At 72.1% G+C, this 18190-nt stretch carries 17 protein-coding genes; 14 read left to right on the top strand and 3 right to left on the bottom strand.

Annotation, left to right across the window (positions count from 1 at the left end):
• Positions 1-37 precede the first annotated feature (37 nt).
• The 9 genes from ACFYOS_RS03915 (at position 38) to ACFYOS_RS03875 (ending at position 10273) form a co-directional block, all read left to right on the top strand.
• Positions 38-1045, top strand: a complete 1008-nt coding sequence (locus ACFYOS_RS03915) for a hypothetical protein (protein ID WP_387135828.1) — start codon at positions 38-40, stop codon at positions 1043-1045.
• Between the two features lie 57 nt (positions 1046-1102).
• Complete coding sequence (locus tag ACFYOS_RS03910; protein ID WP_387135826.1) at positions 1103-1444, top strand: hypothetical protein; 342 nt, start codon at positions 1103-1105, stop codon at positions 1442-1444.
• Between the two features lie 276 nt (positions 1445-1720).
• The gene (locus ACFYOS_RS03905) at positions 1721-2791 is read left to right on the top strand and encodes a BMP family protein (RefSeq protein WP_387136051.1); all 1071 of its coding nucleotides are present in this window, start codon (positions 1721-1723) and stop codon (positions 2789-2791) included.
• A 206-nt stretch (positions 2792-2997) separates the two neighbouring features.
• Positions 2998-4596, top strand: coding sequence for an ABC transporter ATP-binding protein (locus ACFYOS_RS03900; protein ID WP_387136050.1), 1599 nt, complete (start codon positions 2998-3000; stop codon positions 4594-4596).
• Positions 4593-5951: an ABC transporter permease gene (locus tag ACFYOS_RS03895; RefSeq protein ID WP_387135824.1), complete on the top strand. Its 1359-nt coding sequence runs from the start codon at positions 4593-4595 to the stop codon at positions 5949-5951. Before ACFYOS_RS03900 ends, ACFYOS_RS03895 begins: the two co-directional genes overlap by 4 nt.
• A gap of 2 nt (positions 5952-5953) precedes the next feature.
• A complete protein-coding gene (locus ACFYOS_RS03890; RefSeq protein ID WP_387135822.1) occupies positions 5954-7234 on the top strand; it encodes an ABC transporter permease in 1281 nt (426 codons plus the stop codon).
• 93 nt (positions 7235-7327) lie between these two features.
• The gene (locus ACFYOS_RS03885) at positions 7328-8047 is read left to right on the top strand and encodes a cytidine deaminase (protein WP_387135820.1); all 720 of its coding nucleotides are present in this window, start codon (positions 7328-7330) and stop codon (positions 8045-8047) included.
• A gap of 153 nt (positions 8048-8200) precedes the next feature.
• Positions 8201-9481, top strand: a complete 1281-nt coding sequence (locus ACFYOS_RS03880; protein ID WP_387135818.1) for a thymidine phosphorylase — start codon at positions 8201-8203, stop codon at positions 9479-9481.
• Positions 9482-9592: 111 nt separating this feature from the next.
• Complete coding sequence (locus ACFYOS_RS03875; protein WP_387135816.1) at positions 9593-10273, top strand: DUF4272 domain-containing protein; 681 nt, start codon at positions 9593-9595, stop codon at positions 10271-10273.
• 7 nt (positions 10274-10280) lie between these two features.
• Here ACFYOS_RS03875 and ACFYOS_RS03870 read toward each other — a convergent pair whose 3' ends face one another.
• Positions 10281-11174, bottom strand: coding sequence for a putative RNA methyltransferase (locus tag ACFYOS_RS03870; RefSeq protein ID WP_387135814.1), 894 nt, complete (start codon positions 11172-11174; stop codon positions 10281-10283).
• Complete coding sequence (locus tag ACFYOS_RS03865; RefSeq protein ID WP_387135813.1) at positions 11175-11660, bottom strand: MarR family winged helix-turn-helix transcriptional regulator; 486 nt, start codon at positions 11658-11660, stop codon at positions 11175-11177.
• A 57-nt stretch (positions 11661-11717) separates the two neighbouring features.
• Here ACFYOS_RS03865 and ACFYOS_RS03860 point away from each other — a divergent pair, with 57 nt between their 5' ends.
• From ACFYOS_RS03860 to ACFYOS_RS03850, 3 genes are read left to right on the top strand one after another with little or no spacing between them, the layout of a single operon-like run.
• Entirely contained in the window at positions 11718-11840 is a 123-nt protein-coding gene (locus tag ACFYOS_RS03860; protein WP_387135811.1) for a hypothetical protein, read from the top strand.
• The gene (locus ACFYOS_RS03855) at positions 11837-12250 is read left to right on the top strand and encodes a PPOX class F420-dependent oxidoreductase (protein ID WP_387135809.1); all 414 of its coding nucleotides are present in this window, start codon (positions 11837-11839) and stop codon (positions 12248-12250) included. Before ACFYOS_RS03860 ends, ACFYOS_RS03855 begins: the two co-directional genes overlap by 4 nt.
• Before the next feature lie 44 nt (positions 12251-12294).
• A complete protein-coding gene (locus ACFYOS_RS03850) occupies positions 12295-13371 on the top strand; it encodes an adenosine deaminase (protein ID WP_387135807.1) in 1077 nt (358 codons plus the stop codon).
• Here the strand turns inward: ACFYOS_RS03850 and ACFYOS_RS03845 are convergent, their stop codons facing one another.
• Positions 13372-13788 carry a hypothetical protein gene (locus ACFYOS_RS03845; RefSeq protein WP_387135805.1) on the bottom strand — a complete coding sequence of 139 codons (417 nt, stop codon included), beginning with the start codon at positions 13786-13788 and terminating at the stop codon, positions 13372-13374.
• A gap of 385 nt (positions 13789-14173) precedes the next feature.
• On the opposite strand from ACFYOS_RS03845, the gene ACFYOS_RS03840 reads away from it, so the two are divergent.
• Positions 14174-17695 (top strand): nitrate- and nitrite sensing domain-containing protein, encoded by a 3522-nt coding sequence (locus tag ACFYOS_RS03840; protein ID WP_387135803.1) that lies wholly within the window; start codon positions 14174-14176, stop codon positions 17693-17695.
• A complete protein-coding gene (locus ACFYOS_RS03835) occupies positions 17692-18096 on the top strand; it encodes a roadblock/LC7 domain-containing protein (RefSeq protein WP_387135802.1) in 405 nt (134 codons plus the stop codon). The genes ACFYOS_RS03840 and ACFYOS_RS03835 overlap by 4 nt, the downstream gene beginning before the upstream one ends.
• The last annotated feature ends 94 nt before the right edge of the window (positions 18097-18190 follow it).

The raw sequence follows: 18190 nt of genomic DNA, 5'->3' as shown, positions 1-18190 counted from the left end.
AAGTCAAGAGAACGAACGTTCGTTTTAGGAGGCGGAGATGTTCGCTCGACCGTCCCGGGACCCGTCCCCCTGGCTGCTCGCCGTCCTGCTGGTTGCCCTCGTGGTCGGGGTGCAGGCGCTGCTCGTACCCCTGTTCGCGGCACCGGCCGCCCACCTCGCGCCGCGCGATCTGCCGGTCGCCGTCGCCGGCCCGGCACCGGCGGCGAGCGAACTCGCCGGCCGGCTCGCCGCCGCCCGGCCGGGCGCCTTCCAGGTGACCACGCTCCCGGACGGCGCGGCGGCCGACCGGGCGTTGCGCAACCGGGAGGTGTACGCCGCCTTCGTCGCCGGCCCGGACGGGGTCGCCCTGCACACCGCACCGGCGGCCAGCCCGACGGTCGCCGCGCTGCTCGCCGAGGCCTCGGCCCAGCTCGCCGCCGGCCGTCCGGTGCCGGTGGTGACGGTCGTCCCGGCCGCCCCGGACGACCCGCGCGGCGCCGGGTTCGCCGCCGGCTTCCTGCCGCTGGCGCTGACCAGCATGCTGGCGGGGGCGCTGCTCGTCGCCCTGGTCGCCCGCCGGGGCGCCCGGCTGCTGGGGCTGGTCGGCTACGCCGCCCTCGCCGGCCTGGTCGGGGTCGCGGTTCTGCACGGCTGGCTGGGCGTCCTGGCCGGCTCCGGCTGGCTCGAGGCACGCGCGATCGGGCTGTTCGCGCTGGCCGCCGCGAGCACGGTGGCCGGCCTCGGGGCGCTGCTCGGCGGTCCCGGCATCGGGCTCGGCGCGCTGCTGGTCTTCCTGGTCGGCAACCCGCTCTCCGCGGTCAGCGCCGCACCCGAGCTGCTGCCCCAGCCATGGGGAACGGTCGGGCAGTTCCTGCCGGTCGGAGCCGGCGGCACGCTGCTCCGTTCGGCCGCGTTCTTCGACGGGGCCGGCGGGTCCCGCGCCCTCGCCGTGCTGGCCGGCTACGCGGTCGTCGGCCTGGCCCTGGTGCTGGTGGGTCGGTTCCGGTCAGGCGGCGACGCGGCGCCGGCGTCGGACCAGGGGCGCCGGGCCGAGGTCACGGTGTGACCACGGCTCGACGGGCGGTCTACTACAAATCGTCGTGGATAGGGGAGGATGGCCGGCATGGAAGCTCTTCGGCTGGTACTTCTCTACGTCCACCTGATCGGTTTCGCGATGCTGCTCGGTGGCTCGATCGCCCAGTTCGTCAGCGGCCGGCTACGGATCAACGCGGCCATGCTCTGGGGCTCGGTGATCGGGCTGCTGACCGGTCTCGGTCTGGCCGCGCCGCTGCGTGACGGCGACGAGCCGGCACCGGCAAAGCTTGTTACCAAGTTGGTGTTCGCGCTGCTGATCTTCGTCATGGTCTTCTTCTCGCGTAAGCGGGAGTCGGTGAACCGGGGCCATTTCCTTGCCATCATTGGGTTGACCCTGGTCAACGCTGCGGTGGCGGTCTTCTGGCGGTAGGTCGTCGGCAGCGGAAACGCCGCGGGAAACGGACGTTTGCGACACCTCTCCGGGGCGGCTCTCGGCACGAGAAGTGATTTGCCCCACCCAAGGGTTACGTAGGGGTAACGACCGCTCAACAGTCGTGCACGATTGTCGGCCGGTGGGTGGGCGCGGGCGTACGCTCCCGTCCGTAACGTGGGACGCCGGCGGCACACCGCAGGCCGGCGCATGGGCTGCCACCGCGCACGACGCGGTGTGCAATGGGAAGGAGACGTCTTGCGCTCTGTGCGTGGGATGCGGATCGCCTCCGCGATCGTCGCGGGTGGCCTCGTGCTGGGTGCCGCCGCGTGTGGTGAGGCCCCCAAGGACGACAAGAACGCCGGCGGCACCGGCGGCAAGAAGTTCAGCGCCTGCATGGTGACCGACGTCGGTGGCATCGACGACAAGTCCTTCAACACCTCGGCCTGGAAGGGCCTGCAGGAGGCGAAGAAGGAAAACGACAACATCGACATCAAGAACGTCCAGTCGAAGGCCGAGGCGGACTACGAGGTCAACCTGACCGGGTTCGTCAACCAGAAGTGCGACTTCATCCTGGCGGTCGGTGGCCTGATGTCCGACGCCACCAAGAAGGCCGCGCAGGCGAACCCGAACCAGCAGTTCGCGATCGTCGACTCGAACCCGGGCCTGGACAACATCTACCCGATGCAGTTCGACACCGCCCAGGCCGCCTTCCAGGCCGGTTACCTGGCCGCCGGGATGAGCAAGTCCGGCAAGGTCGGCACCTACGGCGGTCTGCCGATCCCGCCGGTGACCATCTTCATGGATGGCTTCGCCGACGGCGTCGCGTACTACAACAAGGCCAAGGGCAAGAACGTCCAGGTCCTCGGTTGGGACAAGGCGACCCAGAAGGGCTCCTTCACCAACGACTTCGTCAAGCAGGACGAGGGCAAGAAGGTCTCCGACGCGCTGGTCGCCCAGGGCGCGGACATCATCATGCCGGTCGCCGGTGGCTCCGGCCTCGGCACCACCGCCGCCGCCCAGGCCTCCGGTGGCAAGTACTCGGTGATCTGGGTGGACGTCGACGGTTGCGAGAGCACCCCGAACTGCCCGGCGCTGGTGACCACGGTCGTCAAGAACATCCCGGACGCCGTCAAGGAGGCCGTGCTCAAGGCCGCCGGTGGCGAGAAGCTCCAGGCCAAGCCGGGCTTCGTCGGCACCCTGGCCAACAACGGCGTCTCGATCGCCCCGTACCACGACTTCGACAGCAAGGTCCCGGCGGACCTGAAGGCCGAGGTCGACAAGATCAAGGCGGACATCGCCGCCGGCACCATCACGGTCACCTCGAAGGCCCAGCCGACCAAGTGACCGATCCGCCGGCCGCCGCGATGAGACCATCGGCGGGGGCCGGCGGGCACCAGGCATGACGATCCGGCCGCCTCGGCGTACGTGGGGAAGACCCCGCGGAGCCGGGGCGGCCGATCCACCTTCACCTCCCACCTGACCCCCACCCGGCGCGGTGGCCGGCGGGCAGCCGCTACGCTGCACCATCGCTCGCACTCCAGGAGGTTGCGCTGAGACTCGAACTGCGCGGCATCACCAAACGGTTCGGTGACCTGGTCGCCAACGACCACATCGACCTGACGGTGGAGCCTGGAGAGATTCATGCCCTGCTCGGCGAGAACGGCGCCGGCAAGTCGACCCTGATGAACGTGCTCTACGGGCTCTACCAGCCCGACGAGGGCGAGATCCTGGTGGACGGGAAGCCGCTGAAGCTGAAGGGCCCGTCGGACGCCATCGCAGCCGGGATCGGCATGGTGCACCAGCACTTCATGCTGGTGCCGGTCTTCACGGTGGCCGAGAACGTCATGCTCGGCGCCGAGCAGGTCACGGGCGCCTTCACCGGCTTCCTCGACCGGCGGCGGGCCCGGCGGGAGGTCGCCGAGGTCTCCGAGCGGTACAACCTCCGGGTCGACCCGGACGCGGTGATCGAGGACCTGCCGGTCGGCATCCAGCAGCGGGTGGAGATCGTCAAGGCCCTCACCCGCGACGTCGACCTGCTGATCCTCGACGAGCCGACGGCCGTGCTGACCCCGCAGGAGACCGAGGAACTGCTCGCGGTCATGCGGTCGCTCAAGGCCGCCGGCAAGTCGATCGTCTTCATCACCCACAAGCTGGGCGAGGTGAAGGCGATCGCCGACCGGATCACGGTGATCCGGCGCGGCAAGACCGTCGGCACCGCCTCGCCGAGCGCCAGCCGGGACGAGCTGGCCGCACTGATGGTGGGCCGCAGTGTCCGGCTGACCGTGGAAAAGAAGCCGGCCCAGCCCGGCAAGCCGATCCTCGAGGTCGCCGGCCTGGTCGTCGACGACGACCGGGCGGTACGCGCGGTCGACGGCATCGATCTGACCGTGCACGCGGGCGAGGTGCTCGGCATCGCGGGCGTGCAGGGCAACGGGCAGACCGAGCTGATCGAGGCGATCATGGGCCTGCGGCCGGCGCTCGCCGGCACCGTCACGCTGGACGGCGAGGCCGTGCACGGCTGGCCGACCAAGAAGGTGCTCCGCGCCGGCGTCGGCTACGTGCCGGAGGACCGCAGCGTCGACGGCCTGGTCAAGGAGTTCTCCGTGGCGGAGAACCTGGTGCTGGACATCTACGACCAGCCGCCCTTCGGCAAGGGCCTCTCGCTCAAGCCGGACGCCATCGCGAAGTCGGCGAAGGAGCGGATCGAGCAGTTCGACATCCGCACCTCCTCGGCCGACGCGGCGGTGGGCACCCTCTCCGGCGGTAACCAGCAGAAGGTCATCGTGGCCCGGGAGCTGTCCCGGCCGCTGAAGCTCTTCATCGCCGCCCAGCCCACCCGTGGCGTCGACGTCGGCTCGATCGAGTTCATCCACAGCCGGGTGATCCGCGAGCGGGACATCGGCACCGCCGTCATGGTGGTCTCCAGCGAGCTGGACGAGGTCATCGGCCTGGCCGACCGGATCGCGGTGATGTACCGCGGCCGGATCATCGGCGTGGTCAGCCCGGACACTCCGCGTGAGGAGATCGGCCTGCTGATGGCGGGCATCACCCCGGACACCGCCACCACGACCCCGGCCGACGGCACCAGCGGTACGCCCGGCCCGGCGGCCCCGGCCCCCGAGGGCCCTGGCAGCGAGGACAAGGCATGAGCAACCCGAACCCCGTGTCGGGCTCCCCGGACAAGGAGCCGGCGACCGAGGCGCAGGAGGCACAGAGCGAGGCGCGGACGACCCCGACCGCGCCGGCCGGCGACACCGAGCGGGCGGTGCCCGCCACCGCGACCAAGGCGCCCGCGCCCGACGAGCCCCGCCCCTCGCTGGGCCGGCTCTTCCTGGACAACCTCTGGGCGGCCAACACGGTCACGGTCACCGTGCTGGCGGTGCTGCTGGCCATGCTGGTCGGCGCGGTGCTGATCATCGTCTCCGACCCGGAGGTGCTGGCCACCTACGGCTACATCACCGCCCGGCCGGCGGACGCGATCAACTCCAGCTGGACCGTGGTCAGCGAGGCGTACGCGAATCTGTTCAAGGGCGCGATCTTCGACCCGGACGCGACCGGCTTCACCGCCGCGCTCAGCCCGATCTCGGAGACGCTCACCTACACCGCGCCGCTGGTCTTCACCGGCCTGTCGGTGGCGCTCGCCTTCCGGGGCGGCCTGTTCAACATCGGCGCCCAGGGCCAGGCGACCATCGGCGTCATCCTCGCCGCCGTCGCCGGCTTCGCGCTGCCGCTACCGCCGGTGGTGCACCTGCTGGTCGCGCTGATCGCTGGTGCGGCCGGCGGCGCGCTCTGGGGCTTCATCCCCGGCATCCTCAAGGCGCGGACCGGCGCCCACGAGGTGATCAACACGATCATGCTCAACTACGTGGCGGTCTACTTCCTGTCCTGGATCATCGTCCAGAACGGGGTGCAGAACCCGAACCGTTCGGACGCGATCAGCAAGCCGGTCGAGTCCTCCGCCCAGCTGCCCCGGCTGCTCGGCGACAACCTGCGGGTGCACGCCGGCATCCTGCTCGCGGTGCTGGTCACCTGGTTCGTCGCCTGGTTGCTGAACCGCTCGACGCTCGGCTTCGAGCTGCGCGCGGTCGGCGAGAACCCGAACGCCGCCCGGACCGCCGGCATCAGCGTCACCAAGGCGTACGTGCTGGTCATGGTGATCTCGGGGCTGCTGGCCGGCCTCGGCGGGTCGAACATGGTGCTCGGCTCGACCGCGGACGCGTTGACCCCGCTGGTGATCGCGCAGATCGGCTTCGACGGCATCCTGGTCGCGCTGCTCGGCCGGGTGAAGCCGTGGGGCGTGCTGCTGGCCGCGCTGCTGTTCGGCGCGCTCCAGGCCGGCGGCAACCGGATGCAGTCGTACTCCGGGATCTCGCTGGAGCTGGTCACCGTGCTCCAGGCGCTGATCGTCATCTTCATCGCCGCGCCGGCCCTGGTGAAGGCGATCTTCCAGCTCCGGGCCGCCCGCGCCGCCCGGCTGCAGACGAGCCTCGCGAAGGGCTGGTGAGCATGTCCACCACCGCTGTCCCCGAGGTCGCCGTGACCACGGTCGACGAGGGCTTCTGGACGCGCGCCCGCAAGAGCGGGGCCGTCCTGCTGGCGCTGGGCGTGCTCGCGACGGTGCTGTTCGGCGCGCTCGCCACCGGCCAGCAGGCCCGGTTCACGCTCAGCGAGACCGAGGGCGGTGCCGCCCTGGAGATCAACGGCACGGTCGGCGCGATCCTGTTCGGGGTCATCGCCGCCGCGGCCGGCGCCGCCCTGCTCGCCGGGATGCCGAAGCGCTGGTTCACCCTGCTGCTCGGGATCGGGCTGGTCGCCTTCGTGCTGAGCTTCCTCTGCTGGCAGGTCTCCGCCGCCCCCGAGGGCCGCAACTTCATGCCGCTGGTGAACATCGTCCGGGGCACGTTCATCCTGGCCCTGCCGCTGATCTTCGGCGCGCTGGCCGGCGTGCTCTGCGAGCGGACCGGCGTGGTGAACGTGGCGATCGAGGGCCAGCTGCTGATGGGCGCCTTCTCCGGCGCGCTCTTCGGCAGCATCTCCGGCAACGTCTGGGTCGGGCTGGTCGCCGCGGCGATCGGCGGCGCGCTGATCTCGCTGCTGCTCGCCGTCTTCGCCATCCGCTACCTGGTCGATCAGGTGGTCATGGGCATCGTGCTCAACCTGCTGGCGGTCGGCGTCACCGGCTTCCTCTACGAGCGGTTGATGCAGACCGACGCGACGAAGTACAACAGCGCGCCCCGGTTCAGCAACTGGGAGATCCCGCTGCTCAAGGACATCCCACTGCTCGGTCCGGCGCTGTTCCGGGGGAACATCTTCCTCTACCTCGGCCTGCTGCTGGTGCTGATCATCCACATCGCGCTGTTCCGTACCCGGTGGGGTCTGCGGACCCGTTCGGTGGGTGAGCACCCGACCGCGGCCGACACCCTCGGCGTGAAGGTGCTGCGGCTGCGCTACCGCAACGTGCTCCTGGCGGGGCTGGTGGCCGGCGTGGGTGGCGCCTCGTACACCCTGGCGCTCTACTCCTTCACCAAGAACATGATCGGCGGTAAGGGCTTCATCGCCCTGGCCGCGCTGATCTTCGGCCGGTGGAGCCCGACCGGTGCGCTGCTCGCGGCGCTCTTCTTCGGCTTCGCCGACCAGCTCGCCACCTACCTGGGGGCGATCGGCAGCAGCATCCCCAGCCAGTTCCTGGCGATGCTGCCCTACCTGGCGACCATCCTGGCCGTGGCCGGGCTGGTCGGGAAGGTCCGGGCACCGGCCGCCGACGGCAAGCCGTACATCAAGGGCTGACCGTCCTCGACGCACCGTGCCCGGCCGGGGAGACCCGCCGGGCACGGCCGTCTCCGGGCCGGTACCGCGACCGGTCAGCGTGAATTGGGCAGAATGGGAGGCGTGATGGAGATCGACTGGGAGCGGCTGCGGGCCGCCGCCACCGAGGTGATGCGGCACGCGTACGTGCCGTACTCGAAGTTCCCGGTCGGGGCGGCCGCCCTGGTCGACGACGGCCGGGTGGTGGTCGGCTGCAACGTGGAGAACGCGGCGTACGGCGTGGTGCTCTGCGCCGAGTGCGGGGTGGTCTCCTCGCTGCATGCCACGGGCGGCGGGCGGATCGTCGCGCTGTCTTGCGTCGACGCCACCGGTGAGCCACTGATGCCCTGCGGCCGGTGCCGGCAGCTGCTCTGGGAGAACGGCGGCCCGGAGTGCCTGATCGAGGCGAAGGGGACCCCGCTGCGGATGGCCGAGCTGTTGCCGCACGCGTTCGGCGTCGAGAACCTGGAGGCGGTGACCGGCGAGACGCCGGTGCCGGTGGTCCCGGAGCGGCTGGCCGCCTGGCGGGGGCGGGGCACGGTCTTCGTGCACCCGGACCTCTCGGCCGGGCAGCAGGTCTGGACGGCCTACTGGGAGCGGTCGGCCGGGGACACCGAGGACGCCGAGACCGGCGTGCTGGAGGAGGGCCCCACCTGGGACGACCCGGCCGAGGCGATCACCTGGGGGTTGGCGCGTACGCCCCGGGTCGTGGTGGTGGACGCGTCGGGCACCATCTTCTGGGCCGGGGAGGGCGAGCCGCCGCTGGAGGTTCCGTTGCGGTGGTCCGGCGCTTGAGCTGGGGGGATCGGGCCGACGGTGCCCGGCTCCGGGCGGTCAGGCTTGATCCCTCCGCCGGTCACCGTCGGCCCGATCCCTCGGTGGTCGCCGTCCGCGGCCTGGTGCAGCCCGTGCCCGACGCTTTGGTTGATCTATTGATGGGAACTCAGGGTGAGTGCGTTTACGGCGGTTGATGTTATTCGGGCCAAGCGGGACGGGGGTGTGCTGAGCGACGCGCAGATCGACTGGGTCGTCGACGCGTACACCAAGGGGCTGGTGGCCGACGAGCAGATGTCCGCGCTGGCCATGGCGATCCTGCTGCGCGGCATGAGCGCGCCGGAGATCGCCCGGTGGACCGCCGCGATGATCGCCAGCGGGGAGCGGCTGGACCTCTCCTCGGTGGCCCGGCCCACCGCCGACAAGCACTCCACCGGCGGTGTCGGCGACAAGATCACCCTGCCGCTGACCCCGCTCGTCGCCGCCTGCGGCGCCGCCGTGCCGCAGCTCTCCGGTCGGGGCCTCGGCCACACCGGCGGCACGCTGGACAAGCTGGAGTCGATCCCGGGATGGCGGGCGGCGCTGAGCAACGAGGAGTTCATCGCCCAACTCCGGGACGTCGGCGCGGTGATCTGCGCGGCCGGTGACGGGCTGGCCCCGGCCGACCGCAAGCTGTACGCGCTGCGCGACGTCACCGGCACCGTCGAGGCGATCCCGCTGATCGCCAGCTCGATCATGAGTAAGAAGATCGCCGAGGGGACCGGCGCGCTGGTGCTCGACGTGAAGGTCGGCTCCGGCGCGTTCATGAAGAACGTCGACGACGCCCGCGAGCTGGCCCGGACCATGGTGGAGCTGGGCAAGGCGCACGGCGTGAGGACGGTCGCCCTGCTCACCGACATGTCCACCCCGCTCGGCCTGGCCGTAGGCAACGCGGTCGAGGTGACCGAGTCGGTCGAGGTGCTGGCCGGCGGCGGCCCGGCGGACGTGGTGGAGCTGACCCTCGCCCTGACCCGGGAGATGCTGGACGCGGCTGGCCTGCCGGACGCCGACCCCGAGGCGGCGCTGCGCGACGGCCGGGCCATGGACGCCTGGCGGACGATGATCCGGGCGCAGGGCGGCGACCCGGACGCCCCGATGCCGACCGCCAACGAGGTCGAGGTGGTGTGCGCGACCGACGACGGCTACGTCGCCGGGATCGACGCGTACGCCATCGGGGTGGCCGCGTGGCGGCTCGGCGCCGGGCGGGCCCGCAAGGAGGACCCGGTGAGCATCCCGGCCGGCGTGGTGCTGCACAAGCGTCCCGGCGACCGGGTACGCGTCGGCGAGCCCCTGTACGAGCTGCGCGCGGAGCACGCGGAGCGGATCCCGGCCGCGCTCGCCGAGGCGCAGCGGGCGGTCCGGATCGCGCCCGACACCCCGGCCGCGACGCCGCTGGTCATCGAGCGGATCGGTTGATCGTCCCGGCTCGGGTGGGGCCATGGTGCTGGCCCGACCCGAGCCGCTATTCTCCCTGGCCAGGGGGGACGACCGGCGATGAGCCGATGTGAGCAGACAGGGACCTGAGCCGTGCGCGTACCCGCCCCCGACCCCCGGGCCGTCCGTGAGGCGAGCCTCGACGAGCTCTCCCGGCTGGGTCTCCCGCTGCCGCCGCCGCAGTTCCCGCTGGTCTGGGAGCCGGGCGACGAGATCGAGCTGCGGCCCACCGCCGAGATCGAGGCCCGGATCGCGGTGCTGCACGTGATCCTGGCCCGGTGTTTCGGCATGCCCCCGCAGGCGGCGATGAGCTGGCTGCTGGAGTCGCACCTGGTCGAGACGGTGACCCCGCCGGAGTGGCAGTTCGTGATGGGCGGCCGGGGCGACCACCGGTCATTCGTGCTGCATCACGACGCGCTCTTCTCGCTGGCCTGGGTGCTCGGGCTCACCAAGGAGCTGGACCCGACGGTGCCGGTGGACGAGCGGCTGGTCGAGCGGATGCCGAACCTGGCCGCCGGGGAGACCTTCCCGCGGTGGCGGGCCCGGATCCTGGCCGCCCCGCAGCACCCGGCCGACGCCGCCGCCCTGCTCGACCTGCACTACTGCCTGGACTGGGCCTACCTGGAGTCGCAGCAGGCCGGCCTGGCGCTGCCCGGGCTGGTCGACGCGAATGCCATCGGGCAGCGCCGGTGGGCGCTGGAATGGGCGGTGATGCTGTACGGGCCGTACCACGACGAGCCGCCGGGCTGGGAAGAGGTGGACCTCTCCACCTGAGCGGCGGTCAGCGCGGCCGGTGCACGGCGAGCCGGACGGCGAGGGTCACCGGCACCGGCTCAGGCAGCGCGGCGATTCGCTCGGCCAGCCGGGCGGGGTCGGCGTGCCAGGCGCTCGGGCCCATCCCGACCAGGGTGGTCACCTCGGTGCGGCTCAGCCGCAGCCGGGCCCGGTGCACCGTGGCCGACTCCTCGGTGAAGTGCGCGCCCAGGCTGCCCGCGACCCGGTCCGCCTTGGCCGGGTCCACCCGCAGCAGGTCGAGCGCGTCGACCAGTTCGGCGAGATGGTCCGCAGTCGGGGTGACCACCAGCAGCGCGCCCGCCGAGTCGAGCACCCGGTGGAACTCCGCGCCGTTGCGCGGCGCGAACACGTTCAGCAGCACGGCGGCGGAGCGGTCGGCCAGCGGTAGCCGCTGCCAGGTGTCGGCCAGCGCCGCCGCCGCGCGCGGGTGAGCCCGGGCCGCCCGGCGCACCGCCGGCTTGGCGACGTCCAGGGCCAGGCCGACCGCGTCCGGCAGCGCCGCCAGCACCGCCGCGAGGTACCAGCCGGTCCCGGCCCCGGCGTCCACCACCAGGGGGTACGCGCTGCCGTCGCCGTCCGCCGGGCCGGTGTCACCGGTCCGCGCGGTGCCGGACACGATCTTCGTCGCAGCGGCGGCGAGGGCGGTGGCGACGGTGTCGTAGTGGCCGGCGTCGAGGAAGTCGGTGCGGGCGGCGACCATCTCGGCGCTGTCCCCGGTGTGCGGGGCGCGGCCGGCGAGCAGGTTGACGTACCCCTGGCGGGCGATGTCGAAGCTGTGCCGCCGCGGGCAGCGCAGCGCCCGGGCGGTGCCGGCGGTGGTCTCGGCCAGCGGCTCGCCGCAGACCGGACAGCGCAGCCGGGCCAGGATCCGGGGGTCCACTCAGACCTCCGCCCGACCGCGGCGGCGGTCGCCGTCGGCGAGGTGGTCGACCACCCGGTGGGTCAGCGCGCCGAGCGCATCGATCTCCTCCGGGCCGAGCAGGTCGATCAGGTGCCGGCGGACGGCGGCGACGTGGCCGGGTGCGGCCGCGTCGATGGCCTGCCGGCCGGCGGGGGTGAGCGCGACGATCGAGCCCCGGCCGTCGGACGGGCACTCCTCCCGGGTGACCAGGCCGCGCTGCTGCATCCGGGACAGGTGGTGGGAGAGGCGGCTGCGCGACCAGAGCATCCGGTCGGCCAGCTCGCTGAGGCGCAGGCGCTGGTCGGGCGTCTCGGAGAGGTCGGAGAGGACGTCGTAGTCCGGCTCGGAGAGGCCGGCGTCCTGCATCAGCTCCCGGGCCAGCTCCAGGTCGAGCAGGCGGCGCATCCGGCGGTAGCCCCGCCAGGCCCGGTTCTCCCGCTCGTCCAACCAGCGTGGTTCGTCCATGCGCCGATCCTAGCCGAGTGGTTGACATGTCATTAAATGATCCCTAGTGTCGATGACATGTCAACCACTTTGAACGTGATCGTTGCTCGGGGGCGGAGCCGCGAGGCCGCCGCCGAGTTCATGCTCGACCAGCTCGCCCGGCTGGCCACCGCGCTCGCGCCACTGCGGGTGGCGGTGTGACCGCCCGGCTGTGGGAGCTGTTCGGGGAGCGGGGGCGCGGGGTGCTGGTCACCCTGCGCCGGGACGGCCGCCCGCAGCTCTCCAACCTCGACTATCTGGCGGAGCCGGGGCTGATTCGCTGCTCCACCGCCGCCGAGCGGGCCAAGGTGCGCAACCTGCGACGCGACCCGCGTGCCAGCTTCCACGTCACCACCGCCGACGGCGGGGCGTACGCGGTGGCCGAGGGCACGGTGACGCTCACCCCGCCGGCCGATGCGACCGACGACGCCACCGTCGACGAACTGGTCGAGGTCTACCGGCGGATCCGGGGCGAGCACCCGGACTGGACGGACTACCGGGCGGCGATGGTCGCCGACGGCCGGCTGGTGCTCCGCCTCACCGTCGAGCGGGTGTACGGCTGGCGGCCGTGACCGGTCCGGTGCCGTACCCCGAAGGTGGTGACTAGGGTCTGAGCATGGTCGCAATCTCGTACGAGGACATCGTCAAGGTCCCGAAGGCGTTGCTGCACGATCACCTCGACGGCGGTCTGCGGCCCGCGACGATCGTCGAGCTGGCCGCCGAGGTCGGCCACGAGCTGCCCACCACCGACCCGGAGGCGCTGGGTCGCTGGTTCGCCGAGGCGGCGAACTCCGGCTCCCTGGAGCGCTACCTGGAGACCTTCGCGCACACGGTGGCGGTCATGCAGACCGCGCCGGCGCTGCGCCGGGTGGCTCGCGAGTGCGCCCTCGACCTGGCCGCCGACGGCGTGGTCTACGCCGAGGTCCGGTTCGCCCCGGAGCAGCACCTGGAGCGGAACCTGACCCTGGACCAGGTGGTCGAGGCGGTGGTGGCCGGCTTCCGGGAGGGGAGCGTGCTGGCGGCTGAGGGGGACCACCCGATCCGGGTGGGCACCCTGCTCACCGCGATGCGGCACGCCGCCCGCTCGCAGGAGATCGCCGAGCTGGCCGTCCGGCACCGGGACACCGGTGTGGTCGGCTTCGACATCGCCGGCGCGGAGGCGGGCTTCCCGCCCACCCGGCACCTGGACGCCTTCGAGTACCTCCAGCGGGAGAACTTCCACTTCACCATCCACGCCGGCGAGGCCTTCGGGCTGCCGTCGATCTGGCAGGCGATCCAGTGGTGCGGCGCCGACCGGCTGGGCCACGGCGTCCGGATCGTCGACGACATCACCCCGGGCAACCCGCCGATGCTGGGCCGGCTGGCCGCGTACGTCCGGGACAAGCGCATCCCGCTGGAGCTGTGCCCGTCGTCCAACGTGCAGACCGGGGCGGCGCCGTCGATCGCCGAACACCCGATCGGGCTGCTCCGTGACCTGCGCTTCCGGGTGACCGTCAACACCGACAACCGACTGATGAGCGGCACCTCGATGTCCCGGGAGATGGCGCTGCTGGTGGAGGCCTTCGGCTACGGCTGGAAGGAACTCCAGTGGTTCACCATCAACGCGATGAAGAGCGCCTTCATCCCGTTCGACGAGCGGCTGAAGATCATCGACGAGGTGATCAAGCCAGCCTACGCGAAGCTGATCGGCTGATCAGACCTGCTGGTGCGGGTGGCCGGCGAGCAGATCGGCCACCCGGCGCAGCACCTCGCGGGCCCGGGCCGCCTCGGCGCCCAGCCCGGTCTGCCGGCGCAGCACCGCGGGCTCGGCGCGCAGCAGCGTCAGCCCGCGCCGGATCAGCACCGCGGGTGCCTTGCGCTGCTCGGCCAGGTCGCGGGCGAGCCGGCGGAGGAACGTCGCCCCGCGCGGCCGGCGCAGCGCATACGCCCCGGCGAGCAGGTCGCGGCGGCGGCACTCCTCGACGATCTCGGCGGCGAAGATCCCTTCGGCGATGAAAAATGGCGATCCGGTGACATCGAATGGCCGGGTGGCCACCCTCCGGTCCGCGCCGATCGCATAAACCGGCACTTCGGACTTGCCCTCCCGGGCCAGTCGGGCAATGGTGTCCACCGCCGAAGCCGCGTCCCAGGACCTGGGGGATTCCCAGTCCACTTGTCCGTTTAGGCGGGGACACGTAGGGTCATCGCCGTCCTTGTAAAAGTCGTCCAGGCAGAGCACGGGAAGCCCGGTTCGTTGTGCGATGTACGACTTTCCGGAGCCGGAAGGCCCGGCGAGCAGGACGACGCGGTGAGGGTGTGCCATTACTTTGAGTGACTCCGGCCAGACGGATTGCTATCAAATTGCATCAACATCTCATCACACCTCTGCCGACGGACAACCTGCTCTTTCTCTTTGCGAGGCGGCGTGATGGAATCTCGGAGGTCCGACCCGCCGGGTCGGTCGCTCGGCGTTGCCCAGAGGCGACGTCCGGACGCAGTAATGCGAGGGCGGTGACGTGAGCAAACGGCCAACGACGGCGGGCTCCTTCCTGTCGCGTCTACGCCGGCCGGCCAGCCGGCTCCGCGACATGCCGATCTGGTCCAAGCTCGGTCTGATCATGATCGTGCCGACCATCGCCACGGTCGTGGTGGGCACCAGCGGGCTGGTCGACCACCTGCAGACGCTCAACAATGCCAATCGGGCCGGCAACCTGGCCAACCTGATCGGCTACTCGGGTGACCTGGTCGACACCCTGCAGGACGAGCGGGTGGCCGCGGTGCTGTGGCTGGGCGCCAACCGGGCCGGCCAGACCAAGGCTGAGCAGACGCAGAGCAACGCCCAGTACCAGGAGGCCTACAACCGGGCCACCCAGCGGGTCGACCAGTCGAAGACGCCGTACTCCCAGCAGCGGCAGGACATCGACAACCTGCCGAACAAGTTCGAGACCCTGCTCGACGGGATCGACCAGAACCTCGCCGACCTCCCGGGCACCCGCAGCCAGGTGCTGAACGGCAAGTTGGCGATCGCCGACGCGCAGAAGATCTACGAGGGCCTGATCAGTGACCTGCTCACGGTCCGCGACTCGACCACCCAGCTCGCCGGCAACAACGACCTGAGCGACCGGATGCGGACCTCCGCCGCGATCGCCCGGCAGAAGGAGTGGTTGGCCCAGCGCCGGGTGGTGGTCCACCGGGCCCTGGTGGGGAAGATCCTCACTCCGGCGCTGCGCGACGACTACGTCGCCACCATCACCGGCGAGAGCCAGGCGAAGGAGAACTTCAAGGCCGTCGCCAGCCAGGCCGACGACGACTTCTACCAGCAGACCGTCTCCGGCCCCGATCTCCGCCTGGCGACCAGCTACCAGGGCGACATCCAAAAACGAACCGACGGTGACCTGCGCGGCCTCGAGTTCACGGCGGACCAGTGGGATGGGGCCATGGTGAAAAACACCGACCTCATCCGCACGGTCGAGTCGCGGCTCGACGACAACGTGGTCCGGCAGGCCGACAACCTCCGCTCGGACACGCAGCGCCAGGTGTTCCTGGAGACCGGCCTGCTGCTCAGCATGCTGCTGCTGGCGATCCTGTTCGCGTACCTGGTCGCCCGCTCGATGGCCCGCTCGCTGCGCGACCTGCGGCAGGGCGCCCTCTCGGTGGCCCAGTACGGCCTCCCGCAGGCGGTGGCCCGGCTGCGTGACCCGCAGGTCACCGGCCAGCTCTCCCCGGTGCAGCTGGCCAACCAGATCGCCGAGCCGCTCCCGGTCCGCAGCAAGGACGAGTTCGGCCAGGTGACCGAGGCGTTCAACGCCGTCCACCTGGAGGCGGTCCGAACCGCGGCCGAGCAGGCCGCCCTCCGGGCGTCCGTCGCGACCATGTTCGTCAACCTGGCCCGCCGGTCGCAGATCCTGGTCGACCGGCTGATCGGCCACCTCGACCGGCTGGAGCGCGGCGAGGAGGACCCGGACCGACTGGCCGAGCTGTTCCAGCTCGACCACCTCGCCACCCGGATGCGCCGCAACGACGAGAACCTGCTGGTCCTCGCCGGTGCGGACTCCACCCGCGTGCAGCGTGAGCCGGCCGCCCTGATCGACGTCCTCCGCGCCGCCCAGTCCGAGGTCGAGCACTACACCCGGATCGAGTTCGGCGTCATCGACCGGGACATCGAGATCGCCGCGCACGCGGTCAACGACCTCGTGCACCTGGTCGCCGAGCTGTTCGACAACGCCACCGCCTTCTCCCCGCCGGACTCGCACGTCATGGTCGAGGCCCGGCGGGTGGGTGACCGTGCCTCCCTCTACGTGGAGGACCGCGGCATCGGCATCGGCCCGGAGCAGCTGTACGAGCTCAACGAGCGGCTGGCCACGCCGCCCCAGGTCGACGTGGCGGTCTCCCGGATGATGGGTCTGGTCGTGGTCGCCCGGCTGTCGTCCCGGCACGGCGTCAAGGTCGAGCTGCGGCCCGGTGCCGACCGGGGCACGGTCGCCGACGTCACCCTGCCCCCGGCGGTCCTGGTGCCGCGCGCCCTCTCCGGCCGGGGCCAGCCCGTTGCCGCGCTGCCGGCCGCGACGGCCGGTCCGCAGCAGAGTGGTCCGGCCCCCGCGTTCGGTGCCCTGGCCGCCCTCGGCAACGGCCCGCACACCCCGTCGGCCCCGCACCCCGGTGCGTCCGGCAACCAGGTCACCCTTGGCGGCCGCGCGTTCGACCCGGCGGCGCGCAACGGCTCCGGCACCCCGGCCACGCCGGGTGGGCCGCGCTCGATGCCGGCCTGGTCCGACCTCACCGGCGCCGGCACCCCCGCCGGCGGCGAGGGGTTCTCCCCGCGCTCGTCGAACGGCCCGTCGATCGACCCGCTGCCGCAGCGGCGCCACCCGGCCGAGGGCGACCCGGCCACCACCGGCCAGCAGGCGGCCATCCCGCGGCAGCTGCCGAGCAGCCCGGAGACCCGGCCGTACAACCCGCCGCCGGTGTCGGCTCCGCCGCTGCCGCCGATCTCCGGCGTTCCGGTGTCGGCCTCGCCGGTGTCGGGCCACCCCGTCTCGGCCGCGCCGGTCTCCGGCTACCCGGTTTCGGGTCAGCCCTTCTCCGGTCAGCCGGTGTCGGCCTCGCCCGCGCCGGGCCAGCCGGTCTCCGTGCCGCCGGCGAACCAGCTGCCGCCGCGTCCGGTCCCGCAGGCCGGCGTCGGCGCTCCGCCGGCCTGGCCGCCGGTAGCCGCGCCCGACCCGGCCGCCCCGCCGGTGCCGGAACGCCTCGCGGCCGGCCTGGACATGACCACCGAGCTGCCGCGGGTCGCCCGCCCGGAGACGCCGTCGGCCGCCATGCCGCCGGCCGTCAGCCGGCCGGCGCCGAGGCCGACGCCGCAACAGTCGGCCAACCGCCAGCGGTACGCGGACGAGACGATGGAGCTGCCGATCTTCCGGGAGCTGGAGTCGAACTGGTTCCGTACCCGCCGGCCGGGGCCGAACGAGGAGGCGGCCGCGACCCAGGCCGCGGCGGCGAGCGCCGCCGCGACCCAGCAGTTCGCCAGGGTCGACGCCACCGGTCGGGCCGTCCAGCAGACAGCACCCGCAACGACAGGTAACACGCCGATGGCACACACCCCGGCGGCCGGCGGAGCGCCGCGCGACAACGGATCGGCGAACGGGGGCGGGCGTCCCGGCTACGCCGAGCCGCTGCCCAACCGGCGGGCGCAGCAGCAGTCGCCCAGCTGGCAGAGCGCCGCCGACGACGGCTGGCGGGCTGCCTCGGCCGCCACCGAGGTCCCGGTCGCCGAGACCACCCAGAAGGGTCTGCCGAAGCGGACGCCGATGGCGCAGCTGGTGCCGGGTGGCGTCGACAAGCCGTCGACCTCGGTGGAGCGCCGCACGCCGGAGGGCGTGCGGGGTCTGCTCTCCGCCTACCATCGGGGCGTGCAGCGGGGGCGTAACAACCCGACCGACAGCAACTCGGCCGGCCCGGACTCGACTCCGGGCGGGCAGCAGTCCTCGCAGTCTGGCTCAGGCCCGGTGGCCGGGAGCGGGCAGAAGGAGCAACAACGATGACAAGTACGCAGGATCTCGGATGGCTGCTCGCCAACTTCGCCGACCGGGTGCCCGGCGTGGCGCACGCGGTCGCGGTCTCCGCCGACGGCCTGCTCCTCGCCTCGTCCCGTGACCTTCCGCGGGACCGTGCCGACCAGCTCGCGGCGATCTCGTCCGGCCTGGTCAGCCTGACCCAGGGCGCGGCCCGCTGCTTCGAGGGCGGGGCGGTCTTGCAGACCGTCGTCGAGATGGACAACGGCTTCCTGTTCCTGATGTCCATCTCGGACGGCTCGTCGTTCGCGGTCCTCGCGGCGCGCAGCTGCGACGTGGGACAGGTCGGCTACGAGATGGCCCTGCTCGTCGACCGGGTGGGCGACGCCCTGACCCCGCAGCCGCGTTCGGCTGTCGGGATGATGGGCTGATCGACGCGCTGACCGGTGGGTCAGGTGCGGCAACAACTACAACATCGACGAACACCACCGGGGCGAGCCGGTGCCGGGTACGAAGGAGGTGAGC

The organism is Micromonospora sp. NPDC005806, assembly GCF_042871425.1.
Classification (GTDB): domain Bacteria; phylum Actinomycetota; class Actinomycetes; order Mycobacteriales; family Micromonosporaceae; genus Micromonospora.
The sequence above is the reverse complement of the archived record's forward strand: the minus strand, read 5'-3'. Positions and strand labels throughout refer to the sequence as shown.

Coding starts and splice junctions, on each gene's coding strand:
- ACFYOS_RS03915 (WP_387135828.1), top strand. CDS start 38: ATGTTCGCTCGACCGTCCCGGGACCCGTCCCCCTGGCTGCTCGCCGTC.
- ACFYOS_RS03910 (WP_387135826.1), top strand. CDS start 1,103: ATGGAAGCTCTTCGGCTGGTACTTCTCTACGTCCACCTGATCGGTTTC.
- ACFYOS_RS03905 (WP_387136051.1), top strand. CDS start 1,721: ATGCGGATCGCCTCCGCGATCGTCGCGGGTGGCCTCGTGCTGGGTGCC.
- ACFYOS_RS03895 (WP_387135824.1), top strand. CDS start 4,593: ATGAGCAACCCGAACCCCGTGTCGGGCTCCCCGGACAAGGAGCCGGCG.
- ACFYOS_RS03890 (WP_387135822.1), top strand. CDS start 5,954: ATGTCCACCACCGCTGTCCCCGAGGTCGCCGTGACCACGGTCGACGAG.
- ACFYOS_RS03885 (WP_387135820.1), top strand. CDS start 7,328: ATGGGAGGCGTGATGGAGATCGACTGGGAGCGGCTGCGGGCCGCCGCC.
- ACFYOS_RS03865 (WP_387135813.1), bottom strand. CDS start 11,660: ATGGACGAACCACGCTGGTTGGACGAGCGGGAGAACCGGGCCTGGCGG.
- ACFYOS_RS03860 (WP_387135811.1), top strand. CDS start 11,718: ATGTCAACCACTTTGAACGTGATCGTTGCTCGGGGGCGGAGCCGCGAG.
- ACFYOS_RS03850 (WP_387135807.1), top strand. CDS start 12,295: ATGGTCGCAATCTCGTACGAGGACATCGTCAAGGTCCCGAAGGCGTTG.
- ACFYOS_RS03835 (WP_387135802.1), top strand. CDS start 17,692: ATGACAAGTACGCAGGATCTCGGATGGCTGCTCGCCAACTTCGCCGAC.